This is a genomic window from Exiguobacterium sp. E4787 (genome assembly GCF_018618375.1).
Classification (GTDB): Bacteria; Bacillota; Bacilli; order Exiguobacteriales; family Exiguobacteriaceae; genus Exiguobacterium; species Exiguobacterium chiriqhucha.
Genome location: NZ_JACSLY010000007.1, coordinates 147,681 through 168,582, shown reverse-complemented (window position 1 = coordinate 168,582; position 20,902 = coordinate 147,681). Strand labels below are relative to the sequence as shown.

The 20,902-nt window shown below is 48.4% G+C and carries 16 protein-coding genes and 1 riboswitch; of the genes, 5 read left to right on the top strand and 11 right to left on the bottom strand.

The window, feature by feature from the left end; genetic code table 11:
- Nucleotides 1–561: 561 nt before the first annotated feature.
- Together KNP80_RS15920 and gnd are read left to right on the top strand one after the other, a co-directional pair.
- Entirely contained in the window at nt 562–687 is a 126-nt protein-coding gene (locus KNP80_RS15920; protein WP_285800950.1) for a hypothetical protein, read from the top strand.
- 61 nt (nt 688–748) lie between these two features.
- Nucleotides 749–1,630 (top strand): phosphogluconate dehydrogenase (NAD(+)-dependent, decarboxylating), encoded by an 882-nt coding sequence (gene gnd / locus KNP80_RS09900; protein ID WP_214834648.1) that lies wholly within the window; start codon nt 749–751, stop codon nt 1,628–1,630.
- 32 nt (nt 1,631–1,662) lie between these two features.
- Here gnd and KNP80_RS09895 read toward each other — a convergent pair whose 3' ends face one another.
- The 3 genes from KNP80_RS09895 to KNP80_RS09885 form a co-directional block, all read right to left on the bottom strand.
- Nucleotides 1,663–2,640, bottom strand: coding sequence for an SH3 domain-containing protein (locus KNP80_RS09895; RefSeq protein ID WP_214720292.1), 978 nt, complete (start codon nt 2,638–2,640; stop codon nt 1,663–1,665).
- A gap of 13 nt (nt 2,641–2,653) precedes the next feature.
- On the bottom strand, nt 2,654–5,002 hold the full coding sequence (locus KNP80_RS09890) for an Ig-like domain-containing protein (protein ID WP_214834646.1): 2,349 nt from the start codon (nt 5,000–5,002) through the stop codon (nt 2,654–2,656).
- 257 nt (nt 5,003–5,259) lie between these two features.
- Nucleotides 5,260–5,874, bottom strand: a complete 615-nt coding sequence (locus KNP80_RS09885) for a flavodoxin family protein (RefSeq protein WP_214720294.1) — start codon at nt 5,872–5,874, stop codon at nt 5,260–5,262.
- Nucleotides 5,875–5,992: 118 nt separating this feature from the next.
- Here KNP80_RS09885 and KNP80_RS09880 point away from each other — a divergent pair, with 118 nt between their 5' ends.
- The gene (locus KNP80_RS09880; RefSeq protein WP_214720295.1) at nt 5,993–6,979 is read left to right on the top strand and encodes a metallophosphoesterase family protein; all 987 of its coding nucleotides are present in this window, start codon (nt 5,993–5,995) and stop codon (nt 6,977–6,979) included.
- A gap of 103 nt (nt 6,980–7,082) precedes the next feature.
- Here KNP80_RS09880 and pelG read toward each other — a convergent pair whose 3' ends face one another.
- The 5 genes from pelG to KNP80_RS09855 are packed head-to-tail and all read right to left on the bottom strand — an operon-like array spanning nt 7,083 to nt 13,913.
- Nucleotides 7,083–8,564, bottom strand: a complete 1,482-nt coding sequence (gene pelG / locus KNP80_RS09875; RefSeq protein WP_251132365.1) for an exopolysaccharide Pel transporter PelG — start codon at nt 8,562–8,564, stop codon at nt 7,083–7,085.
- A complete protein-coding gene (gene pelF, locus KNP80_RS09870) occupies nt 8,524–9,942 on the bottom strand; it encodes a GT4 family glycosyltransferase PelF (RefSeq protein WP_214834644.1) in 1,419 nt (472 codons plus the stop codon). Before pelF ends, pelG begins: the two co-directional genes overlap by 41 nt.
- Nucleotides 9,939–11,780: a DUF2194 domain-containing protein gene (locus tag KNP80_RS09865; RefSeq protein WP_214834642.1), complete on the bottom strand. Its 1,842-nt coding sequence runs from the start codon at nt 11,778–11,780 to the stop codon at nt 9,939–9,941. Before KNP80_RS09865 ends, pelF begins: the two co-directional genes overlap by 4 nt.
- Complete coding sequence (locus KNP80_RS09860; protein ID WP_214834640.1) at nt 11,773–12,690, bottom strand: hypothetical protein; 918 nt, start codon at nt 12,688–12,690, stop codon at nt 11,773–11,775. The genes KNP80_RS09865 and KNP80_RS09860 overlap by 8 nt, the downstream gene beginning before the upstream one ends.
- The gene (locus KNP80_RS09855) at nt 12,687–13,913 is read right to left on the bottom strand and encodes a hypothetical protein (RefSeq protein WP_214834639.1); all 1,227 of its coding nucleotides are present in this window, start codon (nt 13,911–13,913) and stop codon (nt 12,687–12,689) included. Before KNP80_RS09855 ends, KNP80_RS09860 begins: the two co-directional genes overlap by 4 nt.
- 69 nt (nt 13,914–13,982) lie before the next feature.
- A riboswitch (cyclic di-GMP riboswitch) is annotated at nt 13,983–14,069 on the top strand.
- A gap of 32 nt (nt 14,070–14,101) precedes the next feature.
- On the opposite strand from KNP80_RS09855, the gene KNP80_RS09850 reads away from it, so the two are divergent.
- Nucleotides 14,102–14,959: a glycoside hydrolase family 191 protein gene (locus KNP80_RS09850; RefSeq protein ID WP_214720301.1), complete on the top strand. Its 858-nt coding sequence runs from the start codon at nt 14,102–14,104 to the stop codon at nt 14,957–14,959.
- Between the two features lie 179 nt (nt 14,960–15,138).
- On the opposite strand, the gene KNP80_RS09845 is transcribed toward KNP80_RS09850, so the two are convergent.
- The 3 genes from KNP80_RS09845 to KNP80_RS09835 all read right to left on the bottom strand — a co-directional run bounded on the left by KNP80_RS09845 (nt 15,139) and on the right by KNP80_RS09835 (nt 19,919).
- Complete coding sequence (locus KNP80_RS09845; RefSeq protein ID WP_214834637.1) at nt 15,139–15,525, bottom strand: hypothetical protein; 387 nt, start codon at nt 15,523–15,525, stop codon at nt 15,139–15,141.
- Between the two features lie 81 nt (nt 15,526–15,606).
- Nucleotides 15,607–16,455: a MurR/RpiR family transcriptional regulator gene (locus tag KNP80_RS09840; RefSeq protein WP_214834635.1), complete on the bottom strand. Its 849-nt coding sequence runs from the start codon at nt 16,453–16,455 to the stop codon at nt 15,607–15,609.
- 89 nt (nt 16,456–16,544) lie between these two features.
- Nucleotides 16,545–19,919, bottom strand: a complete 3,375-nt coding sequence (locus KNP80_RS09835; protein WP_214834633.1) for an InlB B-repeat-containing protein — start codon at nt 19,917–19,919, stop codon at nt 16,545–16,547.
- Nucleotides 19,920–20,215: 296 nt separating this feature from the next.
- Here KNP80_RS09835 and KNP80_RS15805 point away from each other — a divergent pair, with 296 nt between their 5' ends.
- Nucleotides 20,216–20,902 (top strand): MHYT domain-containing protein, encoded by a 687-nt coding sequence (locus tag KNP80_RS15805; RefSeq protein WP_251132364.1) that lies wholly within the window; start codon nt 20,216–20,218, stop codon nt 20,900–20,902.

Here is a 20,902-nt window from a genome sequence, read left to right as displayed (position 1 = left end):
TGGGTGTAGCTCATAGCGATTCCTCCGTCTGAATGTTTGTGTCGTAACTTCATTCTAAACGAGGCCATCGCTGTGGGCTTTTTTTTGCGTTCACGTTCAGATGTTGCACTTAATTTTATAATTCATCTTATAAAAAAAGGGAAATTGATACAGCAAATTGGGAACGTATGCATTCGTTGTTATCTATCGGTCTTTTCTGACGAATCATTGAGTGTTTTCTCAGTATTTTTGTGACTCCTTCACATTTGACAGTTTCAATCATGACCATGCCCGACTTGTACGTATAAAGACCTATTTCTAAATCAAAATGCATCTAAAACTATGTCAATTTTTTATAGAATCCGATGTTTTATAGGTATGTTTCCTTATATTCAAACACCCTGATGAGACAAAGGGTTGGTTTTTTGTAATAATTGACTTATCTATGATGAAAATAAACATATAAATCCATTAATTGGTTGGAGGGGTCGTCAGATGCGCTACATCATCACTTGTTTTTTAGAGAAAGAAGAACCTTGTGTGTTTACGGTATATGGGGAGTCCAAACAGGATGCCGCTTTCATGTTTGAAAGAACGTTGAACGAGGCGAGCCCGCTCAACGACTATGTGGAGTTGAGTGACGGCAAGAAAGTGAAGGTCGGATCGATTCTCGCCTACCGCATCGATGAGGTACAGCCCCTCTTTTGAAGTCCATCCATTTCGGGTAACCCTTATAAGGAAACCAAATCAATGAACGGGGTGAACCGATATGGAATTAGGGATGATCGGACTTGGAAAGATGGGGTTGAACTTGGCGCTCAATCTGACGGATGGTGGACACCGTATCCTCGGCTACGACCCAGGCAACGTGTCGACGAGCCAATTCGAGACGAAGCAATCACTCGAAGAAGTCGTCGAAGGGCTGAAGACGCCGCGTGTCGTCTGGGTGATGGTGCCGGCGGGCGACGTGACGGAGCACGTTTTGAACGACTTGCACGCACTCTTGTCACCGGGGGATATCGTCATCGACGGCGGCAACTCGAACTATAAAGAATCGATGCGACGAGCCGAGCACTTCAAAGACAAGCTCATCTACTTCTTTGACGTCGGGACGAGTGGCGGCATGGAAGGGGCGCGTCACGGTGCCTGTACGATGATCGGCGGGGATTTGGAGGCGTTCGGCAAGATCGAGGAGTTGTTCGACGACGTGTCGACGGATAATGGCTATTTGTACGCCGGACCGAGTGGCAGTGGCCATTTCTTGAAGATGATCCATAACGGCATCGAATACGGCATGATGCAGGCAATCGCCGAAGGGTTCGAGATTCTTGAGAAGAGCCCGTTCGACTATGATCACGAGCAAGTCGCCCGTGTCTGGAACCACGGCTCGGTCGTCCGCTCTTGGCTGATGGAGTTGACCGAGAGCGCGTTCCATAAGGATGCGAAACTCGACGAGATTAAAGGGATCATGCATGCGTCGGGTGAAGGCAAATGGACGGTCGAGACGGCGCTCGAGTATGGTGTACCGGCACCGGTCATCGCGATGTCGCTCATGATGCGGCAGCGCTCGCTCGAAGAAGACACGTTCTCCGGAAAAGTCGTCGCCGCGCTAAGGAACGAATTCGGTGGGCATGCGGTGGAGAAGAAATGAAAAAGAGGGGGACGCGATGCGTCTCCCTCTTTTTAGATTGTGATGATAGGCAAGTCACCATCATAGTCAAAGATAAACTCAATCCGCTTCTCCCATAGCAATAAAATCCCTTCCTGGCCCCCAACCTTAATTGGGATGACTTCATTCTGTTCAAAGTATTTGTGCTGAGCGTATAGGTTGCGCAACATTTTCGTCTCTTCCGTTCCCTCACCGAAGAAAGCTGCCAATCCTGCGTGCACCGCTTCATCACCCGTTGCTTGTCCAGTCGGATATTTATCGTAACGTGAGCGAACAAACATGAGCGAACTTAACTTCGATTGATCGTACCCTCCAATGACAAATAAATATTCATCCATTGGAACAGTCGTTTGAAATAGATGTGAGTTTACAAACTGATGCCCGTGTTCAGATTTGATTGTAAACAACAAACGATTCTCAGTAGCGCTCTTATAATTCTTCAAATAATTGATCGAGGCTTGTTTCGGTAAAAACGGTGTCTTCTTGATTGGTTTCGGTGCTACCACGGTTGCTTTCTTCATGTACTTTGTAGCGACCCATCCGGTTTTGCTCCCGTAGCGAATTTTATAGTACCCTGCCAACTGTTCGTTCACGGTGACGGTGGTCCCTTTTTTCAACGTGAAGACTTGTTTTTTATCTGCGTCGACCCGCGAATAGACAATGACTTGACGTTGAGTCACATAGGGAGTTGCTTTCAATGCCACACCTTTTTGAACTTTACGGGTGAGCGACTGCTCATTCACATAGCCCGTCCGATTCGCATAGCGGACTTTTACCCATGTGCCTTTCTTAGAGCGATAAGTGACAGCTTTTTGTTTCGGGATGAGGATCATTTTTTTCCCTTTATAGGAAGGGGTCGATCGTAAATACACGGCTGTCTTCGTTGTATAGGTCGTCAACGTGGTCGTCGCAGCCTCGACGGTTGAAGCGATTGGAGTTAATGTGGCGAGCACAATCACCAACGCGATGACATAAGTCATGAGTTTCTTCACTTGTTTATCCCCCTCATTTAATCAACTGCTTCACAGACGGAGACAGGTTACCCGCCGCATCCTTTACCCGAACGGATAGAGATGCTCCTTTTTTCAAGCCTTTAAAAGTGAGTTTATAGGTCCCTTTGTCCGTCACCTTCGTTTGCATCGTTTGTTTACCATAAGTGACAACGACCGTCGCTTTCGGTTCGGCTTTTCCTTGAACAATTCCAGACTTGGCTGTGACTGCGTTCACTTTCGCTTTTGCCGGGGGAATTTTATCGGTGATAGCCATTGTATAAAGTGGACTCTTCAATTTTCCATTTACAGCTTGAATGGTATACGCTTTCGCCTGCTTCAAGGAAACATTGACTGCAAACTTCCCTTTCGAATCTGCAGTGGTAGTATACGTTTTACCGCTTACACGGATGGTGATGACTGTTTTTGGCTTCGTCACTCCAGTGATTGCCTGCTCTATATTCGAAGCCTGCTTCACATCGAGTATAGCGAATTCGTTTTTCGGACCTTGGATTCCACCAAGAACCGGGTCAAGCAATTGTATCTCGTACATCAAAGACGCAAGTAGCGGAATCCCGTCCTGATAAGCACCTCCAACGACCGCATACATATCTCCTGGCTTGAATCCGTTATAAATGATTTCCGCATCCTTTGTCGCGGTGACTTTCAAGACGGTGCCTTTTTTATAGATTCCGGGTTTTAAATTAAACTTTGCTGTCGCCGGCTTATAATCGTACACTTTATGTTTCGATACATGTTTCTTTCCATAGCGGTCAGTCACTTCGATGGTGACGACTTTCCCTTTGGCGACTAACCCATTCGTCGAAAACGCTCCATTTCTTTGAACCGCAACGGTCTTACCGTCAATCTTGATTGCTTTAGTGCCCGGTAAGGCTAATCCCTTTAGATTGAACGTCTTCTTGTCCTCGTTTAATGAAATGCCTTTACTCAGTTCGACAAGCCCCAGGTTGTATGGTGTCTTTGTCACAATACGCTTTTTAATCACATTGTTCCCTTTTGAGTACACCGTACTGGCTAATTTACCAGTTCCTGATTTGAACTGTTTGGCATATACCGTCTCCTTTACGCGCTTCCCTTTCTCAATAATGACCGTCCCATAGGCATGAATCGGTAAGGTTACGTCTGCATTCACAATCAATGTAGCTCCTTCGAGCACAATGATCCGTTCAATATACCGATCTTCTTCAAACAGCTTCGTTAAGTTGACTGTCCCGCTTGCTACGACCCAATTTCTTGAAGTGACGTCGTACTCCTCAAACGCCATCGTTAAGCCTTTCGGAATCGATTTCACCGTGAGCACATTGTCATACATATCGATGACATCAAGACCAATCAATTCCCATTTACCAGCCATCCCGAAGTCTCGACGATTCAAATTCATTTTCGCTATTTTCGAACGTCCTTCCCAAGGCTCAAGTGTTTGAATGATTCCACTCGGTAAGTGTTTGAATGTTGCTTTCACCTTGAAAAAGCCACTATTATCGTCTGCTTGAACAATTAATTGCGAATCTTTTGTCTTGGAATGTACCATTTTTACACTTTTAAAGACAGGCAATGTGATGTCTGGCGTGACTTGAAACACAGGCTTTAAGTTGACTGGCAGTTGAACATCATAACGATGATTTGTCTCGTCATCATAGAACGAAATTTCTTTTAAACTCCATGTCCCGATAGCATTCCACTCACCTAAGTTCTGATCACTCAAATCTACTTCAAACTGTTTTTTCTCCGTATGATAGACAGGCGTCAGATAGAACTCTTCCTTGGCTTGTTTGTTTTCCAAAATAATACTCATCGGATCAGTTGGCACCTTCAATCCGTTCAAATCAATGGTCATGAAGAAAGATTTCACTTTATTTAATTGAGTGATATCTAAGGTTTTTGGGACACCTTCTGTTTTCACCAATTTCGGTTTTGGGAAAGCCAACGTAAATACTTTTTTGTCAGGTACAAGCGAGAGATCTAACTGATGCTCGCCACCATCCTCATCTCGAACAATCAAACGCGACAGAATCCAATCCCCTTCCGCTTGAAAGTTCGGACTTTCTAAATCGACAGTAATTTCAAGTCCATCCTTGTTCGGGTACGCAAACACGGTTTCTATTTCTTTTGGAGATTCGACGTTCTGTAAATCCGCTTCGACTTCCCAAATTCCCAGTTCCGGTGATTTATCCAGCTTGAGAAGTATGTCCGTCTTAACATGGCTAGAAGAGAACGTTTTGCCTGATGCTGTCATCGATACGAGAGACACCTTGTCATTAGTTGCCCCTTTAATAGAGTCACCAAAAAAAGAAGTTCCCACTAAAAAAATAGTCGTGAACAACAACAAACGAAATAATTTCATGTTCATTCATTCAACACCCCATTCTGCATTTAATCCATTCACTATACAGTATAAATAATCCAATTCGTTCAATTATCTTACTTTTCAACATATAGTCAGTAAGATTTTCAATATCCCATCATAACAGGTCATGATTTTATCGAATCCCATCACTCTATTTCCTTTAAGCCAATAAAAAAAGTATGCGACGTCGCATACTTTTTAGCCAATCCTTTTGTTTGTCGAAGACGATCAATCCACAATATTGGTGGTTATCTTCACTCCATCATGTTGCCTTCAGCCGGGATCGGCGTCTGCTTCAACATGTTCGCGAAATGGTACAGGTTATACGCCATGACGCGTCCGTTCTTTTTCGTGAAGGCGTTATCGCGGCCGGCATCGATATACGAGTCGCCCGGTCCGGCCTCACCGACCCAATACGCGTCGACGTTCGGCGGAACGGTGAAGCCGATGTGCGACAGGCCATACAAGATCGAGGCACAGGCATGCTTCGCCCCGTCCTCATTCCCCGTCACGACGACACCGCCGACTTTGTTGTAGTAGATGGCCTGCCCTGACTCGTTCATCAAGGCGCTACCGCCGTACAATCGCTCGATGACTTGCGTCGCCACGCTGCTCTTCTCGCCGAGCCAAAGCGGTGTCCCGATGATGAGGATGTCGGCCGCCTTCACCTTCTCAAAAATCTGCGGCCACGCATCCCCGTCCCCTTCGTCCTCGGTCACGCCGAACGCGACGTTGTAGTCGACGACACGGACGATTTCCGAGTCGACCCCGAGCTGATCAAAGTGTGGGATGATGTCCTTCATCAATCCTTCCGTATGCGAGATCGTGTCCCCGCCTTTCAATGAACAGTTCAAGAATAACGCTTTCATCGAATCCCTCCTTCATATAGACAGTTAGATGTTCCCGTCACGCGGAAAGATTAATCTCATCGACATGTCTATTGCTTCATGGGAAAATTAGGATACTCGAGTTCAAGGAGGCTCATCCATGACACGCTTTATCCATATCGCGGATTTGCATCACGCGAGACATACCGGGAACGCCATCACGGCCGAACGCACAAGTTTTGCTATCCAAGCCGAAAAGCTCGCTCAACTCACCGAGGTCATTCGTCATAAAAACATCAAGGCGGTGCTCATCGCTGGGGACATCGAGGTGAGCGATCCGGAAGATTTCATCCCGTATTTGCAGACGTGGACCAAGCTCGGTGCGACCGTCTACCTCGTCTTCGGAGATCATGACGTCGACCGTCTTGCCTACCAGGCTTGTTGGAGTCAGATTGAGCACGTTCATGTGTTCCTTCGCCCTGGATATATCTTCGACCCAACACTTGGTACCGGCATATACGGACTCAGTTGCGAGACGAATCAGACCGGTTTGAAAGAAGAAATCGCCAACGCGCCAATGCGAGATGACCCGTATCCAAACATCTTCCTGAGTCACGGTGACCGGAAACGATTCCCCGCATCCGTCGTCGCCCGGCTCGGGTTCAGCTATTACGCCCTCGGTCATCATCATCGTTATGAAGCCATTCCTCGTGGTGGTGCCGACCTCGTCTATCCTGGTCACATCTTCTCCGTTTGGGACGGATGCGGCAAGGCGTGGTCGACCGGCTATGTCATCGGTGAGGTCACCTTGTCAGGGATCACACACGCGTTCCACGCGTTTGAAGGACCCGAGACACGACGGCTCAGTTTCAATCCGTTCATCCGGGACGGGTCGCGCATCTTGCTCACGCGTGACAATCTCGATGGCCCTTCGGAGCAATGGATTGAAGAGGACGACACGCTGTTGCGCGAATTCGTCCGCTCCACGTTGGCCGACTATCCCGACGATTATTTCGTCACGCCAAGTCGGTCGAACGGTTTTCCGACGCGCCGTCTATCAATGACCGGACGCACGTTATTGGAGGACAGTGCGCGATTCGAAGAGTTTTACATTCGCAGTTTCAAAGTGACGAAGACGACACAGTAAAAGACGGGTGACCGCGGTTATCCGCTCTTCAAGCACTCATCCAATCGTCATAAAAAACCAGCCGCCCTCTCGTTTTCGAGAAGACGGCTGGTTTTTTTAGCGATCATGCCGAACGGTCATTGAGCCATTCCCCGACGCGGCGGAACGTGTCCGTCCGTGGCGATCGTTCGCTGCGACTGAACGTATGATAGTCAATCTCAGACACGTAACGGATTAACCGGATCAGAGAGAACGCGAAGGCAATCGTACAGCCGATGGCAAAGCTAAGTCCATAACTATCTGGGCCAAGCGGCAGTAATAACACAGTCATTCCAGCATTCAGTGTGATGAACAGGGCTGAGGTATACGCCGCCCCACGATGATCCTCAAAATACAGCAACACGAGCGTGAGGACGAGCACCATCGCGTTCGAGAATGCGCCAATGGTCGTCATTTGAAAGACGCTCCGAATCTCAGGTGATAGCCCGAGAAGGGGGAACAACACTGCGGCGAACATGATGAAGAGGAGCGAGACGAGACCTTGGTTTCGGAAGAGGCGCTGTAGCTCTTGTCGTAAAACGAGCAGCATCGCCGCCTTCGCGCGTTGAATCTGTTGATACGTCCCGCCTTCGTTCACGTAGCCGTAAAACACGCGATACCGCTCATAGAACCGGGTCTCGACGGAGACGACGAAAATCGTCATCGTCGGGATAATCGTCAAGTAGGACAAGAAGATGGCCGTATCATAAATCGGATGATAGCGGAACGTGTCGAGATGGACACTCCCCCCTTCGGAGAACCAAATGATCCACGTCCCGACCCAAATCCCGATGTTGTACAGAAAGCTCGTCCAAAAGAGGGCCGGATAGCGGTCGAAGTAGCGATAAAACGAGAACTGCCCCACTGTGCTTCGATTCGGGAACGTCAAGAGCATCGACATGAACAAGCCGAACAACGTGACGATCAGACCGAGCGTCATACTCGCGGTCAAGGCAAAACTCTTCATATCGGACGTCGTCAAATACGGCATCAACCACTGATCGGTCATGAGGATGGCGACGACCGCGACGGCCCCGCCCGCCACAAAGCTATACGCCACCGCCTGATAGAACTTGGCCGCACTCAAAAAGAGGAAGTGGACCCAAATCAAGTTGACGGTCATGAACAAGACGAAGGCTAACGCGTTCAATAATGCCGGGAGCTCGGAGAACGATAAAAAGAGGGCGAACAAGACGGAGGCGATGGCGACCGTCGTCTTCATCATTCCGATATAGGCCGGAAAGATGTCCTCATAGCGCTTCTCATAAAAACAGTCCGCCAAGTAGCGTGTGACGACGAGCTGCTGCACACCGAGTACGACTTGCGAAAAGATGAAGCTGTAGGAGACGATTAAATTGAACGTCGTCCGCTCCTCAAGTGTGGCAATCGAGAGATAACTCGTCAGCCACTGCATGAGCGCAATCGTGACGATGACAATCAGCCACGGCCCGGAGGTGACGAATCCGGCAAACGTGTACGCCTTGATGCGTGAAGAGAAATAGTCTTCCTGGAACAACTGTTGTAATTTAAAGCCGATACCCGCCATGAGCCGCGCTCCTTTCTTCATATAGATTGACATACGCCTCGATGAACTGGTCGGTGCGATAATAGGTCTCGACCCGTTGCTGACCGTTTCGCCCGAGTCTTCGCGCGTCATCCTTGTTTTGATAAAACCAAACGCACCGCTCGGCAATCCGGCGTGGATTGACCGGAGGGACGACGAACCCGGCCGGTCCGAACGGTTCGTCCGGACGGCCGTTCACGAGCTCCGCGCACGCCCCGACGTCTGTTACGATCCAAGGGACGCCTGCTGCCATTCCTTCTAATACCGCAAGCGGTTGTCCCTCTGAGATACTCGTCAACAGACAGACATCAAATCGTGGCAAGTGTTGACGAATATCGACTTTCCCGACCAAGAAGACATGTTGTTCGAGCTCGAGTTGCCGGATGAGCGTCTGACATTCTGCCGCATATTCGCGGTCCTCGTCGAGTGGTCCCATAATCGTCAACTCGAACGGGACGAGCATGTCCTGAAGCAGCTTCGCGGCATAAATCATCGTCTTAATGTCCTTGATCGGGACGACGCGGACGATGGCACCGATTCGGAGCTTGTCATCACCTTCGATGTGACCGAGTGCCGAGAGTCCGGTCACATCAATCCCATTCGGAATGATGCTCAACTTCTCGGTCGGCGCACCGAGCTGACGTTGTAGCTCACTGTTTCGTTCAAACAACGTGATCACCTCATCGGCCTTGCGATAAGCCTCACGTGACAAGTGATGGAAAAATTGAATCCAGTGCGTCCGGAACTCCGCAGGAATCCACGACGCCTGTAACAGTTCTTCCTCCCGCTCACGTGAATAGATTCCATGCTCTGTGAGGAAGAACGGAATCTCCTGCCGTTCTTTCATCGCGCTCGCAATCAAACCGGCGTAACCCGTCGATGCGGCGTGGACGACGTCGACGCGGGGCAACTCCGCCTGCAACAAATCAAGGACGGGCGCATACATGCTGCGCCACATCCAAAAGTAATTAATGAACGAACCAGCCTGGCCCTCTTCTTGATAGTTCTCCGTGACGAGCTGATAAAACAGACGACTCGAGAAAAATTGTTCGGGCGTTCCGATGGCTTGTTCGAGCAGCGGATAGATGGAGGACTCGACGTGGCCGAACGTCATCCACGTTTTAATCCGTTCGCGCTCTTCCGGCGTCAGGGCCGGAGTCTTTCGCTTACGCTTCGATCGTTGATTGAGGGCGAGTGTCGTCACCCCTGTGACATTCTCCGGTAACGTATACCGGTAGTCCGCCTCTGACTTCGGATTCGGCATGATCGAGATAATCTCGAACTCATGCATCGGCATCTGTTGCATCAACATGTGAACCCAGCTCGAGACGCCTCCACTGACATACGGATAACTTCCTTCGACTACAATTCCTATTTTCATGGGCGACCCTCCAAAATCGGGAGACGGACCGACGTGTCTCTCAATTGAACCTGATATAGTGTCCCGCTCTCATCGAACGCTTGCACGTCGCCGAAGTCGAACGAGCCTGTGGCAAGATGCTTGTCTGACTCGAGTCGAACGAGCACGGTCGATGGCACAATCAGTTGTTGCGCGTTAATTTGAATCGCGTCTTCCGTATACGCGACGTCGATTTGAGCATCTTGATACAGTTCATACTTCCGATATGCGTCGTATTGCGTCAATCCCTCCAGGTGTGGATACGTCCCCTGAAGCGTTTCGAACAAACCACCGAACGACTCCTTCATCGTCCCCCATCCTTTTCCCTTCGAGCGATACTCATCCAAGACATCATCCGGATGAATGAAATGTGAGACGAGTCCAAAGTTGGCGACGGCGTCAACGACGACGAACAAGTCATCCGGCGTCTCGTTATACCCACTCGACACACGGGGGAAATCATAGAGATTCGGATAATTCGGGTCAGGTCCGAACTCCTGGATATAACTCCCTTTTGAAGCGTCCCCGCTATACAGCCCAGCGACAATCAAACCGTTTGGAAACTTGTCATTCAATACTTGAAGACCCGAGTCGCCAATAATGTTCGAGGGTGGGACATAACTGCGAATCGTCTCATTCGGCAAATAATATTCAAACGTCTCGACAACACGGTCGACCGCGGAGCGCATCGCCGCTTGGCTGTCCCATCTCGTGTAACCGAGTTCAGGGTCCATGATCTCATCACCCATGACGAGTGGTTGATGGTTGAAGCCGTGCAATCCGACTTCTCCATTCGTCTGAATGAGCCCACGGCCATACTCGAGCATCGGCGCCCGCACCTTGTCGATGAGCTGTTCGGCCGTCTCTTCATTCGTCGCTTTGTAACTCCCGATCAAAAAGCCGGAGTAGATGACATCGAGGTCTTCCCCAATTTGTTTCATGTCCTTCCACCATACTTCCGAGAAAAACTCTTTGATCGACAAATCGTACTCTTCTGTGATGACCGGATGTGAGTTGTTCGGGACCGGTGCCGGGAAGTCGTCGAGATGGACGACTTTAATGCCGGCCTGCGGCATGACGAACGCAGGAAACATCATGGACAGCGACTGCACGATGAGCCCTCGTGAGTTCTTGTCGGTCAACGAGGTCGTATTCCAAAACATGACATCTCCTTGTCCGTACGGGGCTTTCCACAAAATCGGCTCATCCTTTGCTGAAATGAAGACGTCGGCCTCGGCTTCTAAGTCGACGTCCGCGATACTATGGATGAACAACTCAGAGTCTTGCGGCAAGTCGACATACCCCGGGAACAGCTCCCGTTCGAACGTCAACCCGTTAATCCCGTCCTTAAAATCGCCGAAGTCACGGACGCCGACGAGGTCGGACCACGACTGGTCGATGAAGCGACCCGCGACGTAGAGCCGTCCGCCGCGCTCGACGAACGAACGAATCGTCTCATACGGCCACGCTTCCGTGTTCTCCCCACTGACGATGAGGACGTGTTGCGGCGATGGCTCAATCGACGCGATGTCATCCACCTCAATCGACTGATAGGCTAATTTCGCATAGTCTAGCGCATACTTCACGTTCGTCAAGATGGAAGTGGACAACTCGTCCTCGTTCTCATGGATATAAATGTTTACCGGTTCTCCTTCTAACGCGCTCGCTTCTCCCGCGAGCGTCGTAAAGGATTTTGGATCATGTGATTCTTTCGGGATGAGTCGGTGCCCATAGTCGAGTCGGATGAACTGGACGACGACAATCAGAGCGATCAACAGCGAAAATAAGGAGACGGTATAGGTCGTAATCGATTTATTCATGTTTAACACCTTCTAACTGTTGGATGACAAAGCGATAATCTTCAGGCACGTCTTGTATGCTCAGGTGCTGACGCATCCAATCGAGCGTCGGACGTAACGAGGGCCAATCCCCGTTCGTCATATGATGCTCGATTAACATGATGTACCCATCAGCTACCTGAGGATGATGTAGCGTGAGCGCCTCTGCATGTCGTACGCCCGTCTCAAACGCACCAGACCGAAAGGACAGACGGGCTTTCATCCGTAAATACATCAAATCAGTCTCATCCTGCTCACCGAGCTGATCTAAATATGTCATGACGAGCGACTCAATTCGATGTTGCATATCTTGGTCCAACAAACCACTGTCTAGAAACGACATGCCCGTCTCGATGACAGGGTAAATTGTCTCCGGTCGTTCCTCGTTCACTTGCGCCACGCGTTGTTTTAACAGCAACTCGTATCGGTCGAATAACGTGTTTCTGACCGTTGCCGCGTAGTGGACCGTTTCGGTGTCTTCGTGCTCAAGACCGAGGGTTAAGTATTCTTCCGTATTTGACAACGGTGTCGACATGAGTTGTGTGATGGACTGCTTTCGTTTCTTCCCATCCATTTGCAAGCCTTCTGTCAACGGGACAAGGTCAAGGTCTTCTGTCGCCTGTTGTTGCAATCGTTCGAGGTTGACCGCTTCAAAGGTGATGTATTCATCGTAGTCAAGCAGCGTCTTCGAAGAGGCGAAACGACGTGCGATGCCATAGGCCACGATCCCGAACAGTTCACCGACAATCGGGATGACGGCACTGAGTAGAAAAAGGGAGAGCCAAATCCCTCGTTGCTCGCCTTCCGTTCGTGGGAAGACAACGAGCCGATAAACGACGACTAACAGAATGGCATGAAGCACAAACAACGCAACTAACAGCCATCCGGTCATAAACGTCTCCCCCCTTTCACATAGAACACATGCTCAATCCGCTCTTTGAACCACTCCGCGGATTCGACCGGCGTGCCGGGAAGGAGGAAATGAAGGATCTGCTCATCCTCGTCATAGCCGATGATATCGATTTCACGCATGGACTGCCTTAAAATCAACTCCATCTCAATCAACGTCAAGTCGACCCCTTCGACCGAGAGCCTGACCGTACTATACGGTTGTCCGTATTGCTCATGGCGAAGCACTTGTTGCGCCACTTTTTGTTCGAAGGCGTCCATTCTTAACATGCGTGTCCCATCCACGAGTTGATCGCTCACGAGCAACCATTCGAGCGCATCCGCTTTCTCAATCCGTGTCCCCGCCCAGTCCAATACGAGTTTCATCATATTCATTTCATGGCTGCGCAGGCGGAGGATGTCCACCTCGTGGACGACCAGCACTTCTTTCACATCACCGTCGTAACAGACCGGTGCGACAAGAAGCGGTCCTTCTAATTCGTCTGCCAAACGCAACGTCGGTCGTTTCGTTTGAAACATTCGCTGAAACATCCCTGCGTCCGAATCGATGAACAGCGTCTGGGGTAGACGGTCGACATCGCCTGAACGGACGTGAAGGCGGAGTGTCCGGCGTGACGTGTCCACATGATACAGACCAATTTGTCGGGCTTTAAAGACACGCGTGAACGTCCCAATCAAATGGTCACGCACTAAGCCGGTCACATCTTGATCTAAATGGAGCCCGACCTCATAGATTTTTGACAATGTATACGTCGAGTCGAGCACACGTTTCCTCATCTCGTTTTGTGATTCTTGAAGCTTTTGAACCGTCTGCTTCAGTTGCGTATTCTCATCGACGACTTCTTCTTGGCGAATGTGCAACGACTGGTAACGCTCGCGATATGAGGTACTGAAAATACCCGCGCTCAACGCCACGAAGAAGTGAAGAAGAATCCAAGCCAACTCTTTCGAGTCATAGAGAAACAACAGGAGGTCTGCGCCTTCCATCAACAAAAATGAAAAATGATACAGACTCGTTAACGTGAAACTGACGAACGCACCGAGCAACCCATATCGCAATGAAAAGAGAAGAATATAAAAAATAAGCGGGTCGATTGCCCATTCAGATACCGACAAGTTAAACGTATAATCCAATATGCCGATAAGTAAAATAGTCACAATCATTTCAATCCATTTAATCGACGTGCGATGCTGGGTATAAATCATAGTGTCACTCATTCCTTTACATGGTATTTTATAGATAGGACATCGAATTGATTGTTCGACAATACAACATATCGAGACGGGCAAACTTACTGAAAAGTAAGGGCGCAAAGACATGGGTCGTCGATCTTTTTAGATACCGATCGCCAGTCTGCACTTACCGCTCTCTGATTACAATCAGGAGGGTTTTTATGCGTATGATGTCAACAAGAAAATGGGTGTCACTCTGCTGTGCGCTCGTCCTCGGGCTGACTTTATGGTCGCCTCAACAAGCGTCCGCCCAATCGAGCAATCCACTGGCGAACGTCAAGTCGTATAAAATTTATTACGACATGCCGACCAAGGCCAAGATTAAGAAGATGCAACAATATGACATGGTCATTATCGAACCTGTTTATTATACGGCGACTCAAATCAAAGAGTTACAGAAGTATGGGACAAAGGTGTATGGGTATATCAACACGATGGAAGCCGACAACTGGAACGTCAATTTCATCAAGCAGATGAAGAAGTCTGACTTCTTTTATCGCAACGGAAAACGTGTCCATTACGCGACATGGGATTCTTATTTGGTCGACATGACCTCGACCCACTACCGTTCGCTGTTACGACGTGAAGTGAACAAGCAAATTGTGGCGAAAGGTTTGGATGGTGCTTTTTTGGACACCGTCGGCAATATTGACAATGAGCATTCGGCGCACCCTGCCACGTTAAAAGCACAACGTAACGGCATGCGGACGTTCATGAAATCAATCAAAGCGCATCATCCTTCCCTTTCATTGATTCAAAACTGGGGCTTCGCCACACTACAAACGCACACATCGCCGTATGTCGATGGCATCATGTGGGAGGGGTTTAACTACCGTGTCGTGTCGAAGGACCAATGGTCAAAAGACCGGATGAAAGAACTTCGCAAGCTCGACAAGACATTCGGGATTAAAACATTAACCGTTTCGTTTACACAACGATCCACGAGTGCCTCCTATGCGAAAAAGAACGGATTCATTCATTTCCATACGAATCCGACATCAAATTACAATCAATTTTAAACGGTATTTATCTGATTGTATTACAAATATGGAAAATTATACAACGTGAACTCTCTACATGACAAACCCACGAGATACCTTCTTCATCGGCATCTTCGTGGGTTTTTTTACTGTTCAGTTTGCTCACACGCTATATGCTGCGCATAAAAAAACCTGCCCACGGTCAGGACAGGCTACGGTCAGTCATTCGGGATTGTCACCCCGTCAAACTGCTCGTTTCGGCATAGGGTCATCGCCTGCATCGCAAGCTTATAGTCATCTTCAGGAAGAGAAATCAGCTCGGTCGGCAAGACCCATTCTTTATGGTTGTACAAGTGAATGATGAGCTTGGCGAGAACAAATTCTCGATTGTCGAACGTATTGTCATCAATGATGGTCGAGGTACGGATTGTACCAGCCTCCAGGTCCATATAAGGAAGCAATCGCTCACGAATTTGTTGATTCCCTGATATCACATACAGCGCGGCAAAATATTCTCGGTCCGTCTGACCGGGGTCCGTGAGCCGTCGTGCCAATCGCTTGAACTCGTTGTAGTGGTCAGAGGACTTAAAATCAATATGGTTCATCGGTCCACCTTCTCTCTCTAAACCTCGCGTTACGCTCAGACTTATAATTTCCACCTTTTTGCAAAATGTAATCCTATTTCGTCAGATTCGGCGTAGCGAGATGGCTTCCCGCATCTTTTGGAGCGACTCTCTCCCGTCTTCCCCACGCCGCATCATGACGACGGTGAACAAGGCGTCGATCAGACTGAGCTCGGCGATTCGCGAGGCGAGCGCCTCAGACCGGAACTCGGTCTCTTGCGACACCGTATAGAGGGCGACGTCGCACAGCTTCGACAACGGTGATTTCGCATAATTCGTGATCGCAATCGTCGGGACGCTGCGCTCGTTCAACACTTTCGCCACGTCGAGCGTATCTTTCGAGGCACCCGAGTGCGAGATGAGGACGGCGACGTCATCTTTCGTCAGTTGGGACGCCGACATGAGCTGCATGTGCGACTCCAAGTTCGCGGTGACGAACAGACCGCTCCGGACGAACTTATGGTAAGCGTCGAGCGCGATGACGGCCGAGCCCCCGCTCCCGAAAAACTCGATGCGACGAGCCGACAACAGCAGCGCGACCGATTTATCGAGCGAGGCCGCGTCCAAAATTTGCCGGGTCGCCTCGAGTGTCTTCACGTTCGAGGTGAAAATCTTCTCAGCGATCTCATGCGGTGTATCATCGTTCGAGATATCCTCATGAATGTCTTGAAGCGGCGCGACGACATCGGTGGCGAGCGCGATTTTCAGCGCCTGATAGCCTTTGAAGCCGACGCGCTGGCAGAAACGGAACACGGTCGACTCGGCGACGTCGAGGTCGTCGGCGACTTGGTTGATCGTATGATGGATGATGCGTTCGGGCTGTTTCAAGATATAGTCAGCGATGCGTTGCTCTTTCTTGCTCAGTGTCGTGTAGGCGCCACGGATGCGGGCCAGGCCGTTCATCGATTCCATGTGTCTCACCCTTTTTCTTTTTACGATACCGTTTCGAAAAAAATTCCGCAATGAAAAGAGGAACGTTTTATGAACGCTCCTCTTTTTCATCACTTGATCACTTTAATCGTTTTATCTTGCGTCTTATAACCTGACTGAGTCATGTTCACTTTAATGACCGTTCCTGGTTTTTGTTTTGAGATGGTTAAGCGATAGGCACCTTTTGTATTGACGGTACTTGGCTTACCTATGCGTTTCTTACCTACATAGGCTTGAACCGTAGCACCACGGTTACCAGTACCCGTCACATAAGCATGAGTCGATTTCACCGTCCCGATTTTGAACGTTTTAAAAACACGTAGCACTTTCGTTTTGATTGTGCGATCAAGGTATCCGGATTGTGACATTTTTACTTGAATCTCTCTCCCGCCAGTTTGCGAAGAAATAGGCAGTTTGAATATCCCATTGCTTCCGATTTTGATCGCCTTACTGATTGGGTTCGATCCGACGTAGGCGCGCACCGTTGCCCCAGGCTTCCCTTTACCAGTCAAAACCTTGTCCATGGCAGCTGGTGTAGACACAGAGAAAGCAGGTAACGTTTTTTTAACATAAACCTTTTTTATACTAACGTCGTATATAGAATGAGGATACAATTTGACGGTTAGCAGTGTCCCTCCCGGTTGTTTTGGAATCGTGACTTTAAACGAATTGTTTACGACTTTTGTCATTTTCCCAATCCGTTGAGACCCTTTATACACCTCTACATAACCATTCGGCGCAAAGGCCCGACCACTAACAACTGTGCTGCTCGTACTAATTGAATTCACTTCCCACGAGCTGTTATACGGCATCTTCAAGCGAATTGAAATCATTTCGCTCTCTTCGCTCAACAAACCACTCGTCTCGTCAATTTTCAAGTACCCGACAATTTTGTATTTATAGTCTTTACGATAATTCAATTTTGCGTCGGTCCAAAATGGCGTTTTTACAGTCGCAACTTGATTAAATACACCATCGTCCTCTGCACGATACACATAAAACTGATCAAAGTTTTGTCGATTCCACGAGAGCTTGACAGATGTTGACGTGATGTCTGAAGTTTGGATTCCGTCTAACTTTCTAAGAAGTGGTGACTGTGTGACCGTATTTGAAACCCCTTCCCACTCTTGATAATCAAGTACGAGTATCGGCTTCACTCGAATGTAATGCGTATCGGTTGGTGTCAGATAAATAGAATAGCTTCGCTCCGTTGTTGTATAACGTGAGAAGCTTCCAAAGTCAGGATCGTTTGAGACATCGACGTGATAGAATGTCGTTCCAGCTGTCCCGTCCCACGATACTGTAGCATCTCCACCTTTAGAGACCACATTGAGGTTTGTCACTTCTGGCATAGGTATAAATCGCGCATACAACTCCATTGGTCTCATGACATTTTGACTTAAGTCAATTTTCTCGGAAAACGTTGAATCTTTATACCAACCGCTAAAGAAATGGTTTTCTTTTGAAGGCTCTTGTATCCTTGATGAAAGACGTTCCCCATGTGAGAACGATACAGTATCTAACCATTGCTCACCGTCCATCAGCTGAACGTCATATCGGTTTTTTGTGTAAATCGGTTTATAGACTTGATCTTTATTCATCGGTTCAAACTCAGGTGTCCAGTTTTGTAACGTGTACCCTTCTCGTTCTGGAACAATAGTCGGTTTAGCAGTTTGACCAGGTTCGACGTATTGGACATCGATTTGAACGTTTTGATGGTTCATGAACATCGCTCGATAACGAGGCGTCACTTGTACTTGTGTGGTACCAGGTAATTCTAAAATTCGAAACGATACGGATTGATTTCCTGCATTTTCGAGGACTTTATTCTGCCACAACATACTCTCTTCTAACGGAATAGACGTTAGTGTTCCGGTATTGTTTACCAAAAGTGCTTTTCCGTTTATGAGATCAAGTTCTTCATATTGGCGATAGGTAGTCTTAGACAGATCAACTTGTTTCACTGCGATGGCATGTTGATGATTACCAGTAGGCTTGTCCATCCCTTTTAACGTGGGGTAACTCTCTGATGAAAACTCCCAAATAGTCGGCGACAATAGAGGCATCGTTTCGGAATTTACTACCCCCGTTGGTGAGATTACTTGTCCAACTTGTTCTCCTTCACCAATCAATTTGGACATTGTCAGACCATACGCGCCGTTCATGGTTCCTCCATAGTTCCCTGCTAAAGCTCCTGATATATACGCTTTCACATAGCCACTGTTATAAGACTTTTCAATTTTTGAATCTTGATACGCATATCCGACGATTCCGCCTGCTGTGACTCTAGCTTGTACTTTACCTGTGTTGAAACTATCTCGAATCGTCACATTTGTGATGGAAGAGCCAATCCCTCCACCTGTCGACCCTGATAAATCGCCTTCATTATACGTTTGCTCTAAAAATAGTTGTGAGGCACTCCCGACAATCCCTCCAACATAACCTTGTACTTCAATCGGACTTCTGTTCATGCCACGACGAATGATACTGTCTTGGCTTGCTTCTCCAACAAGTCCTCCGACGTACGTAGAACTTCCCTTAGCCTCAAAAATTCCGAAATTCTCCGCGTCAGCTAACGTTGACTTTGTCATATAACCGACTATACCTCCGAAGTCACCCCAACTTCCGCTCGACGAAATCTTCCCACCATTAGTAGCATTTTCAATGGTAACGGTCGATGCGTACCCAATCACGCCACCACCTCGTTGCACTGATTTAATCGCTCCTTCATTTTCCGAGTTATACAGCTTTCCTTGGAACAGATAACCCACGATCCCCCCTGCACTACTACCACCAATTATTTGTCCATTGTTTATTGCATACCCAATCGTTGTATACGAAGCACTTCCTACTATCCCACCTATCTCATATTTTCCAGTAATTGTCCCTCCATTGGAAACATTCAAAATTGAAGAAGGACGAAGGGACGTCCCTCTAATTTCTCCAGCAATGCCCCCTACGGTTGATTTGAATAATGGTTGAATCGCAACCGAAACGGATGATGCAACTTGTACATTTTCAATAGTGACCGATTCGCCTCTTCCAAGAAGCGCACCACCATACAATTCGAGATTCATATCAGTTCCGATTGTCAATTGCGTATCCATCACTTTAAGATTTCGGAATGTCGCATTTTTCGCATAGGCAAATAATCCGATATGTGTCATGGACTCATTATGTTCCAATTGATAATTTGAAACAGAGAAGCCATTCCCATCAAAAATACCGATAAATGGTTTGTCTTTCGTTCCAATCGGCAACTGTTCTGCACCCTTAAAATCCAAGTCCTTCATTAGTCGATAATGCCCGTTCAGTTGATTCGGTATTTTATTAAAATCCTCCACCGAATAAATGAGTTGGATGTCTGATTGTGCCTCAACACGTTGCTGCCCCCACATTGAACACAAGAGAACAAAAATAAGGAGTAAATAATTTACCTTCTTCATAGTTTGCGCCCACTCTCTTCTAGTTATATAGTTCCATTGTAAAACCGAAAGTCCCATTTCACCTTTTATACAAAAAAATCCAAAATATCTATTGTCTCTGTCTAGCAAAATTCAATGTGCCAAATTATTGACCCGCCGTGGAAAAAATTCCCTTCACGTCAAGACAAATATGCTATGCTAGGAAAGCTCATTTTTGAGAAACTGTCCGTTTTCGTCCATTTGTCCCGATATTATTAAAGAAAGGTTTGGTCCCCATCGAACACCATCTCCATAGTACATACAGTCTTCCCCTCGTCTTGTTATCCATCGCCGTCGCCGTCTTCTCGGCCTTCGTCTCGCTCGATATTAGCAGTCGGCTCAAATATGCCGAACGAGTCTCGCGCATCCGTTGGGTGAGCGCCGGAGCCCTCAGTCTCGGGCTCGGCATTTGGGCGATGCATTTCATCGGGATGTTGGCATTCCATTTAGAGGCCGACGTATCCTACCATATCGGTATCGTCATCGCCTCGATCATTCCAGCCATCATCTCGTCCGGGTTCGCCTTCTATATCGTCAGCCGACAGACGGCGCGACCGCGCGATCTCGTCATCAGCGCCGTCTTCATCAGCATCGGCATCGTGTCGATGCATTACGTCGGCATGGAAGCGATGCAGATGAACGCTGTATTGACGTACGACCCGGTCATGTGGCTGTTATCGGCCGTCGTCGCGTTCATTGCCTCGCTCGTCGGACTGTATCTCTTGTTCTCACTCCCGGACGTGTCACGGTTCCATTGGCGGAGACTCGTCTGCTCGCTCTTGATCGGGCTCGCCGTCTCGGGGATGCACTATATCGGCATGGGTGCGGCCGAATTTACGCCACTCGCGACACCACAACCCTTGACCGGCTTCTCAATGGACAGCACGCTCCTCGCCGTTTGGATTGGCGGCAGTGTCACGACGTTGTTCGTGCTCATGCTGATCTCGCTTCGCAATGAGAAGTAG